Source organism: Ruegeria sp. AD91A, assembly GCF_003443535.1.
Taxonomy (GTDB): Bacteria; Pseudomonadota; Alphaproteobacteria; order Rhodobacterales; family Rhodobacteraceae; genus Ruegeria.
In genome coordinates this window covers 2,927,642-2,941,217 of sequence record NZ_CP031946.1, presented here as the reverse complement: position 1 = coordinate 2,941,217, position 13,576 = coordinate 2,927,642, and the positions used below count along the sequence as shown (strand labels likewise).

General features: G+C 57.1%; 17 protein-coding genes and 1 pseudogene. 9 read left to right on the top strand and 9 right to left on the bottom strand.

From position 1 onward, the window contains the following. Positions 1-52: 52 nt before the first annotated feature. From D1823_RS14740 to dnaQ, 4 genes are read left to right on the top strand one after another with little or no spacing between them, the layout of a single operon-like run. On the top strand, positions 53-652 hold the full coding sequence (locus D1823_RS14740; protein WP_117871258.1) for a nucleoside triphosphate pyrophosphatase: 600 nt from the start codon (positions 53-55) through the stop codon (positions 650-652). Beyond that, positions 649-1,482: a shikimate dehydrogenase gene (locus D1823_RS14735; RefSeq protein ID WP_117871256.1), complete on the top strand. Its 834-nt coding sequence runs from the start codon at positions 649-651 to the stop codon at positions 1,480-1,482. Before D1823_RS14740 ends, D1823_RS14735 begins: the two co-directional genes overlap by 4 nt. Beyond that, a complete protein-coding gene (gene coaE, locus D1823_RS14730; RefSeq protein WP_117871254.1) occupies positions 1,479-2,072 on the top strand; it encodes a dephospho-CoA kinase in 594 nt (197 codons plus the stop codon). Before D1823_RS14735 ends, coaE begins: the two co-directional genes overlap by 4 nt. Continuing rightward, positions 2,065-2,787: a DNA polymerase III subunit epsilon gene (gene dnaQ / locus D1823_RS14725; protein ID WP_117871252.1), complete on the top strand. Its 723-nt coding sequence runs from the start codon at positions 2,065-2,067 to the stop codon at positions 2,785-2,787. Before coaE ends, dnaQ begins: the two co-directional genes overlap by 8 nt. A gap of 24 nt (positions 2,788-2,811) precedes the next feature. On the opposite strand, the gene secB is transcribed toward dnaQ, so the two are convergent. Together secB and D1823_RS14715 are read right to left on the bottom strand one after the other, a co-directional pair. Beyond that, on the bottom strand, positions 2,812-3,312 hold the full coding sequence (gene secB, locus D1823_RS14720; protein ID WP_117871250.1) for a protein-export chaperone SecB: 501 nt from the start codon (positions 3,310-3,312) through the stop codon (positions 2,812-2,814). Positions 3,313-3,366: 54 nt separating this feature from the next. Further along, positions 3,367-3,867 (bottom strand): FxsA family protein, encoded by a 501-nt coding sequence (locus D1823_RS14715; protein ID WP_117871248.1) that lies wholly within the window; start codon positions 3,865-3,867, stop codon positions 3,367-3,369. 108 nt (positions 3,868-3,975) lie between these two features. Between D1823_RS14715 and D1823_RS14710 the strand changes: the two genes are divergently transcribed. The 3 genes from D1823_RS14710 to D1823_RS14700 are packed head-to-tail and all read left to right on the top strand — an operon-like array spanning position 3,976 to position 6,259. Continuing rightward, positions 3,976-4,635 carry a Tim44/TimA family putative adaptor protein gene (locus D1823_RS14710; protein WP_117871246.1) on the top strand — a complete coding sequence of 220 codons (660 nt, stop codon included), beginning with the start codon at positions 3,976-3,978 and terminating at the stop codon, positions 4,633-4,635. Continuing rightward, on the top strand, positions 4,632-5,672 hold the full coding sequence (locus D1823_RS14705) for a murein transglycosylase A (protein ID WP_117871244.1): 1,041 nt from the start codon (positions 4,632-4,634) through the stop codon (positions 5,670-5,672). The genes D1823_RS14710 and D1823_RS14705 overlap by 4 nt, the downstream gene beginning before the upstream one ends. Then, complete coding sequence (locus D1823_RS14700; protein ID WP_117871242.1) at positions 5,672-6,259, top strand: Smr/MutS family protein; 588 nt, start codon at positions 5,672-5,674, stop codon at positions 6,257-6,259. The genes D1823_RS14705 and D1823_RS14700 overlap by 1 nt, the downstream gene beginning before the upstream one ends. Here D1823_RS14700 and D1823_RS14695 read toward each other — a convergent pair. The 3 genes from D1823_RS14695 to hslU form a co-directional block, all read right to left on the bottom strand. After that, positions 6,256-7,476 (bottom strand): MFS transporter, encoded by a 1,221-nt coding sequence (locus D1823_RS14695; RefSeq protein ID WP_205511861.1) that lies wholly within the window; start codon positions 7,474-7,476, stop codon positions 6,256-6,258. The genes D1823_RS14700 and D1823_RS14695 overlap by 4 nt on opposite strands. Further along, entirely contained in the window at positions 7,473-8,594 is a 1,122-nt protein-coding gene (locus tag D1823_RS14690; protein ID WP_371415312.1) for an alpha/beta hydrolase, read from the bottom strand. Before D1823_RS14690 ends, D1823_RS14695 begins: the two co-directional genes overlap by 4 nt. Positions 8,595-8,671: 77 nt before the next feature. Then, positions 8,672-9,979, bottom strand: coding sequence for an ATP-dependent protease ATPase subunit HslU (gene hslU / locus D1823_RS14685; protein ID WP_117871240.1), 1,308 nt, complete (start codon positions 9,977-9,979; stop codon positions 8,672-8,674). A 191-nt stretch (positions 9,980-10,170) separates the two neighbouring features. On the opposite strand from hslU, the gene D1823_RS14680 reads away from it, so the two are divergent. Beyond that, positions 10,171-11,412, top strand: a complete 1,242-nt coding sequence (locus D1823_RS14680) for an MFS transporter (protein ID WP_117871238.1) — start codon at positions 10,171-10,173, stop codon at positions 11,410-11,412. On the opposite strand, the gene hslV is transcribed toward D1823_RS14680, so the two are convergent. Continuing rightward, on the bottom strand, positions 11,404-11,961 hold the full coding sequence (gene hslV / locus D1823_RS14675; RefSeq protein WP_117871236.1) for an ATP-dependent protease subunit HslV: 558 nt from the start codon (positions 11,959-11,961) through the stop codon (positions 11,404-11,406). The two genes, D1823_RS14680 and hslV, sit on opposite strands and share 9 nt — an antisense overlap. A gap of 197 nt (positions 11,962-12,158) precedes the next feature. Here hslV and D1823_RS14670 point away from each other — a divergent pair, with 197 nt between their 5' ends. After that, positions 12,159-12,353 carry a DUF1127 domain-containing protein gene (locus D1823_RS14670; protein WP_117871234.1) on the top strand — a complete coding sequence of 65 codons (195 nt, stop codon included), beginning with the start codon at positions 12,159-12,161 and terminating at the stop codon, positions 12,351-12,353. Between the two features lie 62 nt (positions 12,354-12,415). Here D1823_RS14670 and D1823_RS14665 read toward each other — a convergent pair whose 3' ends face one another. The 3 genes and pseudogenes from D1823_RS14665 to trxA form a co-directional block, all read right to left on the bottom strand. Then, a complete protein-coding gene (locus D1823_RS14665) occupies positions 12,416-12,778 on the bottom strand; it encodes a Lin0512 family protein (RefSeq protein ID WP_117871232.1) in 363 nt (120 codons plus the stop codon). Further along, complete coding sequence (locus tag D1823_RS14660) at positions 12,775-13,125, bottom strand: Lin0512 family protein (protein ID WP_117871230.1); 351 nt, start codon at positions 13,123-13,125, stop codon at positions 12,775-12,777. Before D1823_RS14660 ends, D1823_RS14665 begins: the two co-directional genes overlap by 4 nt. A gap of 74 nt (positions 13,126-13,199) precedes the next feature. Continuing rightward, positions 13,200-13,529: pseudogene (trxA, locus tag D1823_RS14655) on the bottom strand (thioredoxin); the annotation flags it as partial. Positions 13,530-13,576: the final 47 nt, after the last annotated feature.

The window sequence follows — 13,576 nt, the reverse complement described above, 5'->3', positions numbered from 1 at the left end:
ACCATACAAAGCACCCCTGAACTCTCAATGATTTGCGCACGGGGTTTTCCACATGTCTGTCCCCATTCTTCTTGCTTCCGGGTCCGCTATTCGCGCGCAGCTGCTTGAAAATGCAGGTGTACCGTTCGTGGTACAAACCGCGCGCGTGGATGAAGAGACGGCCAAACGCGCCTTGCTGGCTGAAAACGCAACACCACGGGATATTGCCGACACGCTCGCTGAAATGAAAGCGCGGAAGGTCAGTGACAAAAATCCCGGAGCTATGGTTCTGGGGTGCGATCAGGTTCTGGATTTTGACGGCCAGTTGCTGTCGAAACCGGAATCCCCCGAACAGGCGCTGGACCAGCTGAAAGCCATGCGAGGCAAGCGGCACATGCTTTTGTCCGCAGCCGTGATCTATCAGAATGGTGAGCCGATCTGGCGGCATGTGGGACAGGTGCGGTTGCGGATGCGGGCCAGTTCCGACGCCTATCTGTTAGACTATGTTGCGCGAAACTGGGACAGTATCCGACATGCTGTCGGAGCCTATAAGCTGGAAGAAGAAGGTGTCCGCCTGTTCGCCACCATTGACGGCGACTATTTTAACGTTTTGGGTATGCCCCTGTTGGAGCTGCTCAACTTTCTGGCTGTCAAAGGGGTAATTGATCAATGACGGACTATCGGGTTCCATTGGCCGGAGTTATTGGACATCCCATTGGTCACTCACGTTCCCCCAAACTGCATGGTCATTGGCTGAAAACATATGGTCTTGCCGGTCATTACATTCCGATGGATGTGGCACCCGTCGATCTGGAAGCTGTGCTACGCACCCTGCCCAAGGCGGGTTTCGTCGGCGCCAATGTCACTGTCCCCCACAAAGAAGCCGCCTTGAAGATCGCCGATCATGCGTCTGACCGCGCAACGGTGATAGGTGCTGCGAACACTCTGGTGTTTCGTGAAGATGGCTCAATCCATGCAGACAACACAGACGGGTACGGGTTCATGGAGAATCTTCGCAATGGTGCACCGGACTGGAATGCAAAGGACGGGCCGGCTGTTGTGTTCGGGGCCGGCGGGGCCGCTCGCGCCGTTCTGCAAGCGCTGTCTGACGCTGGTGTGCCGGAAATCCTGCTGACCAACCGAACCCGCGCCCGTGCGGATCATTTGAAAGAGGAATTCGGTCAACGCATCCGCGTGGTGGATTGGGTTCAGGCCGGAAATGTCATCGAAAACGCAGAGCTCGTGGTAAACACGACCTCGTTGGGAATGCAGGGCCAACCGGAATTGCGGGTTCCGCTCGATGGGTTGCAGCCCGGTGCCGTGGTGACAGATCTGGTTTATGTGCCTTTGAAAACCCGCCTGTTGCAAACCGCAGAACAGGCAGGGTGCACCGCAGTCGATGGGCTGGGCATGTTGTTGCACCAGGCAGTACCCGGTTTCGAACGCTGGTTCGGCGTGCGCCCTGAAGTTGATGCTGATGCGCGTGCGGCGGCGATGGCATGAGTTTCGCGCTTGGCCTGACCGGTTCCATCGGCATGGGCAAAAGCACAACGGCGCAGATGTTCGTCGAAGAAGGCTGTGCCTTGTGGGATGCGGATGCGGCGGTGCATCGCCTGTACTCCAAGGGTGGCGCGGCCGTTGGCCCCATGGAACGAACGTTTTCGTCGTCCATTCTGGAAGGTGCGGTCAACCGGGATGCGTTGAAACGGATTATTGCCGCTGATCCTGCTGCGCTGAAAACCATCGAAGCTATCGTCCACCCTCTGGTCGCTGCTGACCGCGCAGCATTTCGTGAAGCCGCGACAAACGACATTTTGGTGTTCGATATTCCGCTTCTGTTTGAAACGGGCGGTGACGCGGCAATGGACGCGGTGGCGTGTGTTTCGATCCCGGCCAGCGAGCAAAAGCGGCGCGTCATGGAACGGGGTACAATGACTGAGACGCAGTTCGAGCAAATCCGTGAGAAACAGATGCCGAATGACGAGAAATGCGCGCGGTCGGATTACGTGATCGTGACTGACACTCTGGACCACGCTCGCGCGCAGGTGCAGGATGTGGTCAGGCAGATACGGGCGGGGATGGCAAATGCGTGAAATTGTACTCGATACAGAAACCACTGGATTCGATCCCGAAAGCGGTGATCGGATCGTGGAAATCGGCGCGGTTGAACTGTGGAACCACGTCGCAACGGGTGAGACGTATCACGTTTACATCAACCCTGAACGCTCGATGCCGGAAGAGGCATTTGGTGTGCATGGCATCGGCCCGGACCTGTTGGAAAACCCGCGTCCGCCGGAAAAGGGTGAAGTGACGCTGAAAGACAAACCGGTTTTTGCCAAGATTGGTCACGATTTTCGCGAATTCGTTGGCGATGCTCAGTTGGTGATCCACAATGCATCTTTCGACATGAAGTTCCTGAATGCCGAGCTGAAATGGATGGGTGCCCCGCTCATCCTGATGGAACAGGCGCTGGATACGCTGGCGATAGCGCGCAAACGATTTCCCGGCTCTCCGGCCTCACTGGACGCGCTTTGCCGCCGCTTCAATATCGACAACTCGAACCGTGTTCTGCACGGCGCGTTGCTCGACTCTGAAATCCTGGCAGAGGTTTATCTTGAACTGATCGGAGGACGACAGCCCGATTTTGGCCTGTCGACATCTGCATCCTCTGCGGCAGGCGGCAGCGATGATTGGCGACCGACACCACGTGCCATACCGCTGCCATCCCGAATTACCGAGGATGAGCGCGCAGCACATGAAGCTTTCGTGGAAAAACTGGGCGACAGCGCCCTGTGGACCCGCGCCTGATCCGGTCAGGCACGGGCCAAAACCTCAGGCGTCTGTCTTCTGGGACTGTTCGGCCTGACGACGCATCACTTCGTTGCGATACAGGGCGACGAAATCGATATTGTCCAGATTTACCGGTGGGAAACCGCCGTCACGGGTGATGTCGCTGACAATGCGGCGTAGGAACGGGAACAGCATCCGCGGGCATTCGATCATCAGGAACGGGTGCAACTGGTCTTCCGGCACACCTTCCACGTGGAACAGGCCGCAATAGTCCAGCTCACACAGGAACAGAACGTCTTCCAGGCCTTTGGCTTTGGATGTCAGGTTCAGCTTGACGGACACTTCGAACTGGTGGTCTGCCGGGCGTTTCTTTGCGTCCAGATTCACCTGAACCGCGATTTCGGGCTGTACGTCACCGGAAACACCCTTCTGGGCCATCACGTTCTCAAAGGACATGTCGCGGATGAACTGCCCCAGAACACGCATCTGAACTTGCGGGGCGGCTTTGGCCGCAGTGTTTTCTGCAGCGTTTTCTTCGGCCATGGATCTACTCCAAAAATGAAATTCGCCACTGCTTATCAAGTTGGGGGCGGCACCTCAATGCCGGTGGGGCCCCTCGACCCATTTAGACGGTTTTGACGAATCATTTTTCGGGCGAACTTCGGTGAAGTCGCCGTCTATGATGTCACCCTGATCGAACGGATTTCCCCGTGACTGAAAACCGGGGCCTTGACCCATCTGAAACTGGGAAACGGTGACTTTCGATCTCAGGTACCTGAAAACCGCGACCCGCACGCCCGGAACAAGCAACGCAAATCCAATGGCATCAGTGAAGAATCCCGGCGTAAGCAACAAAGCGCCCGACAAGAGGATCATTGCACCATGCGCCAGCGGTTCGGTCGGGTCGTCAAGTTCGGCAAACGACCGTTGCAGGTTTCCCAACGCCATGCGACCTTGTGTCCGCACCAAAACCGTGCCCAAAACCGCTGTCAGTACTACGATGGCAAGGGTTGGCCACAAGCCGATCAACCCGCCGACCTGAATAAACAGCGCGATCTCGATGATGGGCACCAACAAAAATGCCAAGAACAGATACATTTGCGTTATCCTTTCCCTTAGGCCGGGCTGTGGACTTGCCACCTACGGTCACCTACATAGTGGCATGAGGCCGCGTATACAAAGCCGCGGTCCTGAAAAGAGGATGAAATGAACGAACCCATGATCCAGTTGCTGGTCCTGGCCGGAATTGCCGTTTTCCTGATCCTGCGCCTCAAGAGCGTATTGGGCACGCGTGAAGGTTTTGAAAAACCGCCCGTGCAGCAGCAACCCGAAGCGCATAAATCGCGCCGCGATTTCGAAGTGATCGAAGGCGGCCCGGATCATGACATCACCGACCATGTCCCGGAAGACAGCGAGCAGGCGCAAACACTGGCAGCGATGAAACGCGTTGAACCCAGTTTTTCCGTCAGCGAGTTTGTTCAGGGTGCGCGCGGTGCCTATGAAATGATCCTGATGGGGTATGAAAAGGGAAATCTGGACGAGATCCAACCATTCCTGTCAGAGGAAGTTTTTGAGTCCTTCGTTGCGGGTGTCTCTGCACGAGAAGATCAGGGCCTGACGATCGAGGCTGAGTTTATCGGTGTCCGAGAAACAGCCCTGACGGATGTCAAATTCGACAAGGATACCAATCAGGCCGAGATCACCATGAAATTCGTGGGTGAGCTGACTTCGGTCGTGCGGGATCGCGGTGGCGATATCGTAGAAGGCAGCCCCAATACCGTGAAACGCCAAAAGGACAGTTGGACCTTTGCCCGAGTGATGGGCAAGGACGATCCAAACTGGCTGCTTGTTGCCACGGACGCATGATTGCCACGCTCCGGTCGCTCTTACTGGTCGGTGCAATGACCACTGCCAGCGCTGCCGGGGCCGAGGCAACGCGATCCATTCTGTCGTTCGATGATCTGCGTGGTTGGGCCGAGGATGACCACGGTGCAGCCCTTTCGGTTTTTCTGAACACCTGCGGGGATCTGAAAGATCCCGATTGGCGGGCCCTGTGCGGTGTGGCAAGAACCTATGATGCGGAAGCGGCAAGGGCGTTTTTTGAACTCTTCTTTCGCCCTGTTCTGGTTGAAGATGGCGCGGAAGCCTTGTTCACAGGGTATTTCGAACCCGAGCTTGATGGTGCGCGTACCCGGACGGATCGTTTCAGGTACCCCATCTACAAGATGCCGCCCGAGGCTCGCGCTGAGGGGTCCTGGCTGAGCCGGCGAGAAATTCTGACCAGTGATGTGATGCAAGGCCGCGGGCTTGAGATTGCCTGGGTCGATGACCCCGTGGAGTTGTTTTTTCTGCAAATCCAGGGTTCGGGCCGCGTTCGATTGCCGGATGGCGGCGCCTTGCGCGTCGGATATGGCGGCGCGAATGGTCACCCCTATAGGTCAATTGGTGTGGAACTGGTGCGGCGCGGCATTCTCGGCGCGCATGAGGTCAGCGCGCAGATGATCCGCGCCTGGGTGCGCAAGTATCCCGAGGCCGGTACGGAATTGCTGCTCCACAATCCATCATACGTGTTTTTCCGCGAAGTTTCACGCGTCGCGCCCGAGCTTGGGCCGCTGGGTGCCATGAACCGATCCGTAACGACCATGCGCAGCATTGCTGCCGACCCGGCCTATACGCCGCTGGGCGCGCCGGTTTGGGTGGAAAAGGACGGCAACGAACCGATTCGCCGCCTGATGATTGCGCAGGATACTGGTTCTGCCATCAAGGGCGCACAACGGGCCGATATCTTTTTCGGAACAGGGGACGAGGCCGGGCAGGCTGCGGGCAAGCTGAAAGATCCGGGCCGGATGGTGGTGTTGCTGCCCATCCAGCGTGCCTATGCCCTGCTACCGGATGAATTCTGATGACCCGGCGCAAACTAACCGGCGAAGAGATCGAGCTGTGGCGGAAGGTCGCCAAACAGGCCGAGCGGCTGCATCCGGAAATCCCGCAGACGGTCCATCCGACTTCCCTACCGAAACCCAAGCCCAAGAAAACGCCGAAACCCCGGCTTGAATCATTCGAACTTGGACAGGCCCATCAAGTGAAGCCGAAACCGAATGATCTGAAGCCTTCGGTGACGGATGCGCTGCGGAAAGCACCGGTTCAGATGGACAATAAGGCCTTTGGCCGGATGAAGCGCGGCAAGCTGAAACCCGAAGGCAAGCTGGATCTGCACGGTATGCGGGTCGCTTCGGCCCATCCGGCGCTGATCCGATTTGTCCTGAGCGCGCAGGCACAGGGTAAGCGTCTGGTTTTGGTCGTGACCGGCAAAGGCAAGGATCGGGACGAGCCCGGTCCGATTCCGACGCCGCGCGGTGTTCTGCGAAATCAGGTTCCTCACTGGTTGTCTATCCCACCGCTGGCCCAGGCGGTGATGCAGGTCACACCTGCTCATATAAGCCACGGCGGAGATGGGGCTTATTACGTATATCTCAGGCGCGTGCGCTAAAGGTCACGACGGGCGTGGGAAATACCGACCCAAATCAGCACGCATACCAGCACGAAGAACATTCCAATCCAGAAAAACTGAGTGTTCAGAGAAATACCAAGGTCAATCAGAACGCCGGTCAACCCAGGTCCGATGGCTGACCCCAGCACCATGACAGCCGCAGCCATCGCTTTGATGGCCCCGATATGCTGGGTCCCATAGAATTCTGCCCAGAACGCACTGGGCAAAGTACTGTTTGCGCCGACCGTCAGGCCAAGAAAAACCAACCCAATCGTCGCGCCGCTGATTGATTCAGTCATGCCCAGAACCACAAACCCAACCGCCATCGGAAGCTGATAGTATGGCATGATGCGCGCAGTGCCCCATTTGTCCAATGCCCAGCCCGCAGAAAACATCGATAGCAGTGATATTCCGGTAAAGATCGGAAACAGAGCGACCAGTTGAATATGCTGCCAGCCTTTGACGTCAGCCAGATAGATCTGATGGAAGAAAAACGCGGTAATGAATGCAGAAGGCGCAAGCACGGCGGGCACCATGAACCAGAACAAGGGGTTAAACAGCGCGTCGCGACGGCTCCAATGGCGACCCTGCATGCCAATGGCAGAGGATTCGCTGGCAAGGCTTTGCGGTGTTCGTTCCTCGCGTAATAGCCGCATCAACACGGGAATACCCAAGGCGGTCACCGCCGCCGCGATGACCCACAGCCAACGCCAGTCCAGGTAAGCCATGGCCGCAACAAAGATCAGGGGCAGCAAGGCCTCACCGATGGCATAGCCGATGGATGCAATGGAAAGTGCTTTGCCCCGCGTGACCGTGAACCACCGCGCCATGGCGACTGCGGCCAGATGCGTGCTCATCCCCTGACCGAGAAGACGCAGCAAAAAAATCACCACTGGCAACAGCAGCAGCCAGGTATTCAGCGCCATGGCAAGGGCGGCCAGGGTCAAACCGGCCAAAACCGCCGGACCCAGCACCCGGACGCGAAAGATGTCCGTTAGCCCTCCGGCCCAGATCATCACGATGGCCGACAGGGTTGTGCCCAATGTGTATAGCCCACCCCAGGCACCGTGGCCGAGACCGAATTCCGCGCGGATATCACCGGCAAAGATCGAGATGAAGAATGTCTGCCCAAAGCTGGATAAAAACGTCAGGAGAACGCCTCCGCCAAGCCAGGTGGCATTGTCCAGAAGATACCGACGCAGCTTAAACCGCGTCACGGAGAGCTGACCTGTGCCTGTCCGGTATCTGTCAGAACAATTTCAGTGGCACCGTCGGGATTTCGCTCGCTGGGTGGCACCAGAATATCAATTGCCGGTCGGTCTTCCCGCCCGAAGGTATTGTTGACACGCCGTAACGAGTTGAGGATCGACAACAAGGCCGGTGAGGTTGCAGCAACGAAATGCGAGGATGCCGCGTCACTGCTGAATGCCGTCGTGTCGATCACGCTGATCGGGAATTCTTCGAGAGAGTCAATCGAGCTGATATTACCCAACCGCTTACCTTCATCAGTGCCACGCAAACGGCCCGAGATGTTCAGGATCTTGTCCTTTTGGGACACCATTACCAGGAAAGGATCGGGCGGGTTTTCGATACGTTTCATCTGCGAGCGAAACAGATCGAGATCCAGATCGGGCGAGATCAGCACGACCCCATCGATGTTTCGGTTGGCCCATCCGGGTTCTTGTAGTTCGGTTTGTCGCATCATTTCCATCGCCAACGCACCGCCCATGGAATGCGCCACCAGAATAACGCGTTTGACACCCATTGCTTTCAGCTCGCGGATAGTCTGTTCCAAACCGTCGCGGGCAAACAACATGCTGTCCAAATCGTAGGCATACCCATAACCCGTCGCACGGCTTGGCCACGAATACACCAGCGTTGACCCGGGGAGGCCGATGTCATGCGTCAGCTGAGCTGCGCGAAAGATCGTTTCGGTCTGGGTCGAGTTGTAGCCGTGCACAAAGATCGTGACGTCATCCTTACCCCGCAGATGTTTGCGTAATCCACCAGGCCCATCCAACTCGGTGACATCTGCCAGAACGAACTCTTTCTGCGGATTTGGGTTTGCGTAGGAAAAACGGAGCGTACCCGGAGTATGCGTTGGTGGGATCGAAACCGTAGTTTCGAGAAATTTGAGTGTTTCACCGCGTCGGAATCCAAAGGATCCATCGGCCTCACGCGCGCGGGTCGTACTTGCGAAGATGGTTTCAGGTGTCCCGATGTTCACGGCATCGGGCACGACCTCGGACACCGTCCGGTCGACGCAGGCGCAGAGCGAAAGGGATGCGAACAGAATGATGAAATAGCGCAGCACGGGCCAGACCTCGGGGTGAATCGTGGACACGCTATCCTATTCTTGCCTAACGTCCAGCATGGCAAGTCGAGAACAACGGCAAAAAACGGCTGGCCGTGTTACAGAACGTAACGGCTCAGATCAGAAGACTTGGTCAATTCTCCAAGATTGTCACTAACGAATTGCGCGTTAACAGTGATTTCCGTACCGGCTTGATCTGGCGCCGCGAAGGACAGTTCTTCAAAAACCCGCTCCATGACAGTGTAGAGCCGCCGGGCGCCGATGTTTTCGATGCTCTGGTTCACGTCAGCAGCAATCTTCGCCAGTGCCGCGATGCCGTCCTCGGTAAAGCTGACTGTTACCTCCTCGGTGGCCATCAAAGCAGTATATTGCAGGGTCAGCGCGTTGTCGGTTTCGGTCAGGATGCGCACGAAGTCTTCTTCGGTCAGAGCGCGCAGTTCGACCCGGATCGGCAGACGCCCCTGTAATTCCGGCAACAGATCCGAAGGTTTGGCGATGTGAAACGCACCCGATGCAATGAACAGGATATGGTCCGTTTTGACCGGACCATGCTTGGTCGAGACGGTTGTCCCTTCGATCAACGGCAGAAGGTCGCGCTGTACCCCTTCCCGGCTGACATCGCCGCCGCGTGCGTCGGAACGGGCGCAGACCTTGTCGATCTCATCCAGAAACACAATGCCGTTCTGTTCGACTGATTCCAGCGCGGTGCGGGTTACGGTTTCGTCATCCAGCAGCTTGTCGGCCTCTTCCCCGATCAGCAAATCATAGCTTTCTGCGACGGTCAGGCGTTTCTTGACGGTGCGTCCGCCAAAGGCCTTGCCGAAAATGTCGCCCAGATTCATCATGCCCATCTGACCGCCCGGCTGCCCCGGAATGTCAAACATCGGCATCGGGCTTGAGGTGTCGGACAGTTCCAGTTCGATCACCGTGTCGTCCAGCTCGCCCGATTTCAGCTTCTTGCGGAACATCTCGCGCGTGCCTTCGCGCGCATCCGCGCCTGCAATTGCTTCGATCACGCGGTCTTCGGCAGCCTGATGCGCTTTGGCCTTGACGTCTTCACGCATGAACTCGCGGGTTTGCAGGATGGCTGCGTCTGCCAGATCGCGCACAATCTGCTCCACATCGCGACCGACATATCCAACCTCGGTGAACTTGGTGGCCTCGACCTTGATAAACGGCGCGCGGGCCAGTTTCGCCAGACGTCGGCTGATTTCGGTCTTGCCGACGCCGGTGGGGCCGATCATCAGGATGTTCTTGGGATAGACCTCTTCCCGGATGTCGTCCGGCAATTGCTTGCGGCGCCAGCGGTTGCGCAGGGCGACGGCCACGGCACGCTTGGCATCCTTCTGCCCGATGATGAAGCGATCCAGTTCCGAGACGATCTCGCGCGGGGTCAGGTCGGTCAAAGGGCAGTCCTTTCGGTCGGCATTTGAGTCATGCGGCTTAGGTAATCACGGTACGGGCGAAAACAACCAAGCCAGTATTCATGGCCGCGTTGGTTAGCAATGCAGGCTCAGGTTTGCAAATGCTTTGCTTGGGGAATGTGGGATCCGTCTGCTACGGTATATCGAGGGTTTGAAGGCCAGGAGCGTGAGACATGACAAATATCGCCAAGATTACCCTTTTGTTTGTGGTATTTGTGGATCTGATCGGACAGGGGCTGGTCTTTCCCATCATCAACTCGCTGATCATGGAAACGAAATCAGGGTTTCTGCCCGAAAACACACCCGAGGGGCGCAGGCATTTTTACTATGGCCTCGTGATCGGATGCTTTTTCCTGTCATGGTTTCTGGGCGTTGTCTATGTCTCGAAAGTATCGGACTCGATCGGGCGCAAGAACGCTTTGCTTGTGTGCCTCGGTGGCGCGCTGGCCGGATATGCCCTGACCATTGCCGCGCTTTACCTCAACAGCCTTCTTCTGCTGATCGTCGGGCGTTCGATCACCGGGTTTACTGCGGGCAACCAACCCATTGCGCAAGCGGCGATGATCGACGGAAGCACCGACGCGACAGACCGGGATCGGAACATGGGCTATATCGTGACGGGCGTCAGCTTTGGCCTCGTGGGTGGGCCGATCATCGGCGCGGTCTTATCAGACGCCGCCCTGCTGGGCGGCTTCGCCACGCTGAGAACGCCATTTTATGGCGCTTTTGTCCTTGTGATGATAGCAATCTTTCTAGTCCTGTTTTTCTTCCAGGATACCCGAGCGGATCGTGCACCCTTTGTATTCCGTCCCCGTGACATAACTGACAGCCTGATAGCAGTGCGCGGTCACCCGATGGTATTGAAGATCCTGCCTGTCTATTCGTTCTTCATGATCGCCAACGTCACCTTCTACGTGTTTGTCGACAATTTCCTGACAAGTGCCTTCGGATACGGAGTCATCGGTGGCAGTATGGCGATGGTCGTCATCGGCGTCGCGCTGGCCTTTTCCAGCACGTTACTGGTGAGACCCGCCCAGGAGAAGTTCAGCAAGTATGCGATAATCTACACGTCACTCATCGTCATGGTGATTTGCGGATTCGCTTTCGCCTTCAGCCCAAGTGGCATGTTCAGTTATGTGCCGGTCTTTTTCTTCTATTTCTTGTTCGGAATCGCTTACCCTACCGTGCTTGGGCTTTTCTCTTCCAGCGTCAGCGAAGCGGATCAGGGCTGGGTCATGGGCGTGACCACTGCGGTGTTCTGCCTTGCGGGCGGGATCATGTCGTTGATAGGGGGCGGATTGATGAGCATCGATATCCGCGTGCCCTATTACATCGTGATCGTCGCAGCGATTATTGGCCTGATCGGCATGCATCGCCGCTGGAAAGGCAAGGAAATCTCGGCGCTGCTAGCCTGAGATTGTCTCAACCGTCAGTTTGCCGTTGGTATAGACGCAGATGTCGGCCGCGATGGCCATTGCCTGACGCGCGACCTCTTCCGCCGACTTGTCACTATCCATCAGCGCGCGCGCAGCGGCCAGAGCAAAATTTCCCCCGGACCCGATGGCGGCCACGTTGTGTTCAGGTTCCAGCACGTCACCGGCGCCGGTGATCACGAAAAGATCTTTACCGTCCGTGACGATCAGCATTGCTTCAAGCTTTTGCAGGTACTTGTCAGTGCGCCAGTCCTTCGCCAATTCCACCGAAGCGCGGGCAAGCTGGCCTGGTGTTGCCTCAAGCTTGGCCTCCAGCCGCTCCAGCAACGTGAAGGCATCGGCCGTCGAACCGGCAAAGCCAGCGACAACTTCGGACCCTCCGGGGGACAGGCGGCGCACTTTGCGCGCCGTGCCCTTGATCACGGTCTGACCCAGGCTGACCTGCCCATCACCGGCTATGACGATCTGACCGCCCTTCTTGACGCCAATGATCGTCGTGCCGTGCCAACCGGGAAAGTCGTTGTCTGCCATGATCGTCTCCGTTTTCGCTGGCGGTATATATGGGCCGGGCCAGAGGTTGGCGCAACCCGTTCTTCATTTGCCCAAAAGATATGCAAAAAACGCAATCCGGGGTTACCGGACCAGCAATTGTGAGTCCGGGCGCGCGGGACTACATGAGGCTCACAACCGACAACGGGTCGGCTGTTTCATCACAAAGGACTGCGCACATGGCAACCACAGCTAACATTCATGCGCCGCTCGGAGCAGCTACCATCCTGCACGTAGTGGACACGTTCACCAATGTCTTCAACACCGTTGTTGAATGGAAAGAATCCCGCAAAACCCGCAAACTCCTGTCGGAACTCAGCGACGCTCAGTTGGACGATATCGGTCTGAGCCGCGCAGATATCGCCGATATCTGATCGTTCCAACAGACCGTCCATTCGAGACAGCCGCCCGGTTTTCCGAGCGGCTTTTTCTTTGTTCAGCTTCGAACGTATTTTCCGGAAAGATCAGGCAGAAAAGCCTCGATCGCCGCGGTAGCAACCACGTGCCGCGTACCCGCTTCTTCATCGACAACGTCAAGCCCACCTTTGACTGCGCGAACCTCGGCCCTGCCCCGCGGCAGGTCAGAAGCTACCAGGCCGCAATCCACCTGTTCAGGATCCTGCACGCCGATCGTGACGCTGACACGCATTTCGGAATGATCAATCCCCAGTTTCGAAAACAACGTGATGGAGGAATGGTGCAAGGCATCCTGCACCGCGCGGCGGGCTGCCTTGGTATAGTCCTGGCCGTACAGGTCATTTCCCGCTCCCATCTCCAGAATGATGCGTTTTTCACTCATTGTGCGGGCTCCATGTCGAAGGAAACGATCAGGGCGGCGTTGGCAATGACCGTGTGCCCGTCACTGTGGGGCTTTGCGATGTCCAATCCCCCTTTTGTGATTGTTATGTTCGGCTGACCGTAGGGGAAGACAGCCTTCAGCGCGTCGATGTCCACCTGATCCGGTTGCTGAACCCCAATTTCGGCATCAATGATCATCGCCTCTTTCGGGAACCCGAACAGTTCCGCCATGTTGACCGAGTTGTGCCAAAGCGCATCCTTGATCGCCCGCAGTGACGCCTGGGTATAGTCCATCCGGCGCAGGGATGTGCCCATCCCGAATTCTACAAGGACCCGCGTTTTAGCCATTGGTGTCTCCGATGTCTTCAATAAAAAAGGCGCCCCGATCTGAGGCGCCTTCGAGAAAATCTGTTAGGACCAGATCAGATGGATTCGTCGATCCAGCTTTGCAGGGCGGCTTTGGGGGCCGCGCCCGCGCGGTTCGAAACAACCTGACCGTCCTTGAAGATGAACAGTGCCGGAATGCCGCGCACGCCCATAGCGGCCGCCGCGTTTGGGTTGCTGTCCACATCGACCTTGGCGATCTTTACCTTGTCGCCATACTCGGCTGCCAGTTCTTCCAGCGCGGGGCCAATTTGCTTGCAGGGGCCACACCATTCGGCCCAGAAATCCACGACCACGGGAACGGTCGAATTCTTGACTTCGGCGTCAAAGGTGTCGTCGGTAACGGCTACGGTCGACATATTCTGTCTCCTGAATGGGGTAAACTTGGGAACAGAACGTAGGTGCCGCTTCGGGT

Excerpts from the sequence above, each read along its gene's own strand:
- D1823_RS14715 (WP_117871248.1), bottom strand. The coding sequence starts at position 3,867 with ATGTATCTGTTCTTGGCATTTTTGTTGGTGCCCATCATCGAGATCGCG.
- D1823_RS14735 (WP_117871256.1), top strand. The coding sequence starts at position 649 with ATGACGGACTATCGGGTTCCATTGGCCGGAGTTATTGGACATCCCATT.
- D1823_RS14670 (WP_117871234.1), top strand. The coding sequence starts at position 12,159 with ATGGCAACCACAGCTAACATTCATGCGCCGCTCGGAGCAGCTACCATC.
- D1823_RS14665 (WP_117871232.1), bottom strand. The coding sequence starts at position 12,778 with ATGAGTGAAAAACGCATCATTCTGGAGATGGGAGCGGGAAATGACCTG.
- dnaQ (WP_117871252.1), top strand. The coding sequence starts at position 2,065 with ATGCGTGAAATTGTACTCGATACAGAAACCACTGGATTCGATCCCGAA.
- D1823_RS14660 (WP_117871230.1), bottom strand. The coding sequence starts at position 13,125 with ATGGCTAAAACGCGGGTCCTTGTAGAATTCGGGATGGGCACATCCCTG.
- hslV (WP_117871236.1), bottom strand. The coding sequence starts at position 11,961 with ATGGCAGACAACGACTTTCCCGGTTGGCACGGCACGACGATCATTGGC.
- D1823_RS14700 (WP_117871242.1), top strand. The coding sequence starts at position 5,672 with ATGACCCGGCGCAAACTAACCGGCGAAGAGATCGAGCTGTGGCGGAAG.
- D1823_RS14710 (WP_117871246.1), top strand. The coding sequence starts at position 3,976 with ATGAACGAACCCATGATCCAGTTGCTGGTCCTGGCCGGAATTGCCGTT.
- coaE (WP_117871254.1), top strand. The coding sequence starts at position 1,479 with ATGAGTTTCGCGCTTGGCCTGACCGGTTCCATCGGCATGGGCAAAAGC.
- secB (WP_117871250.1), bottom strand. The coding sequence starts at position 3,312 with ATGGCCGAAGAAAACGCTGCAGAAAACACTGCGGCCAAAGCCGCCCCG.
- D1823_RS14680 (WP_117871238.1), top strand. The coding sequence starts at position 10,171 with ATGACAAATATCGCCAAGATTACCCTTTTGTTTGTGGTATTTGTGGAT.
- D1823_RS14705 (WP_117871244.1), top strand. The coding sequence starts at position 4,632 with ATGATTGCCACGCTCCGGTCGCTCTTACTGGTCGGTGCAATGACCACT.
- D1823_RS14740 (WP_117871258.1), top strand. The coding sequence starts at position 53 with ATGTCTGTCCCCATTCTTCTTGCTTCCGGGTCCGCTATTCGCGCGCAG.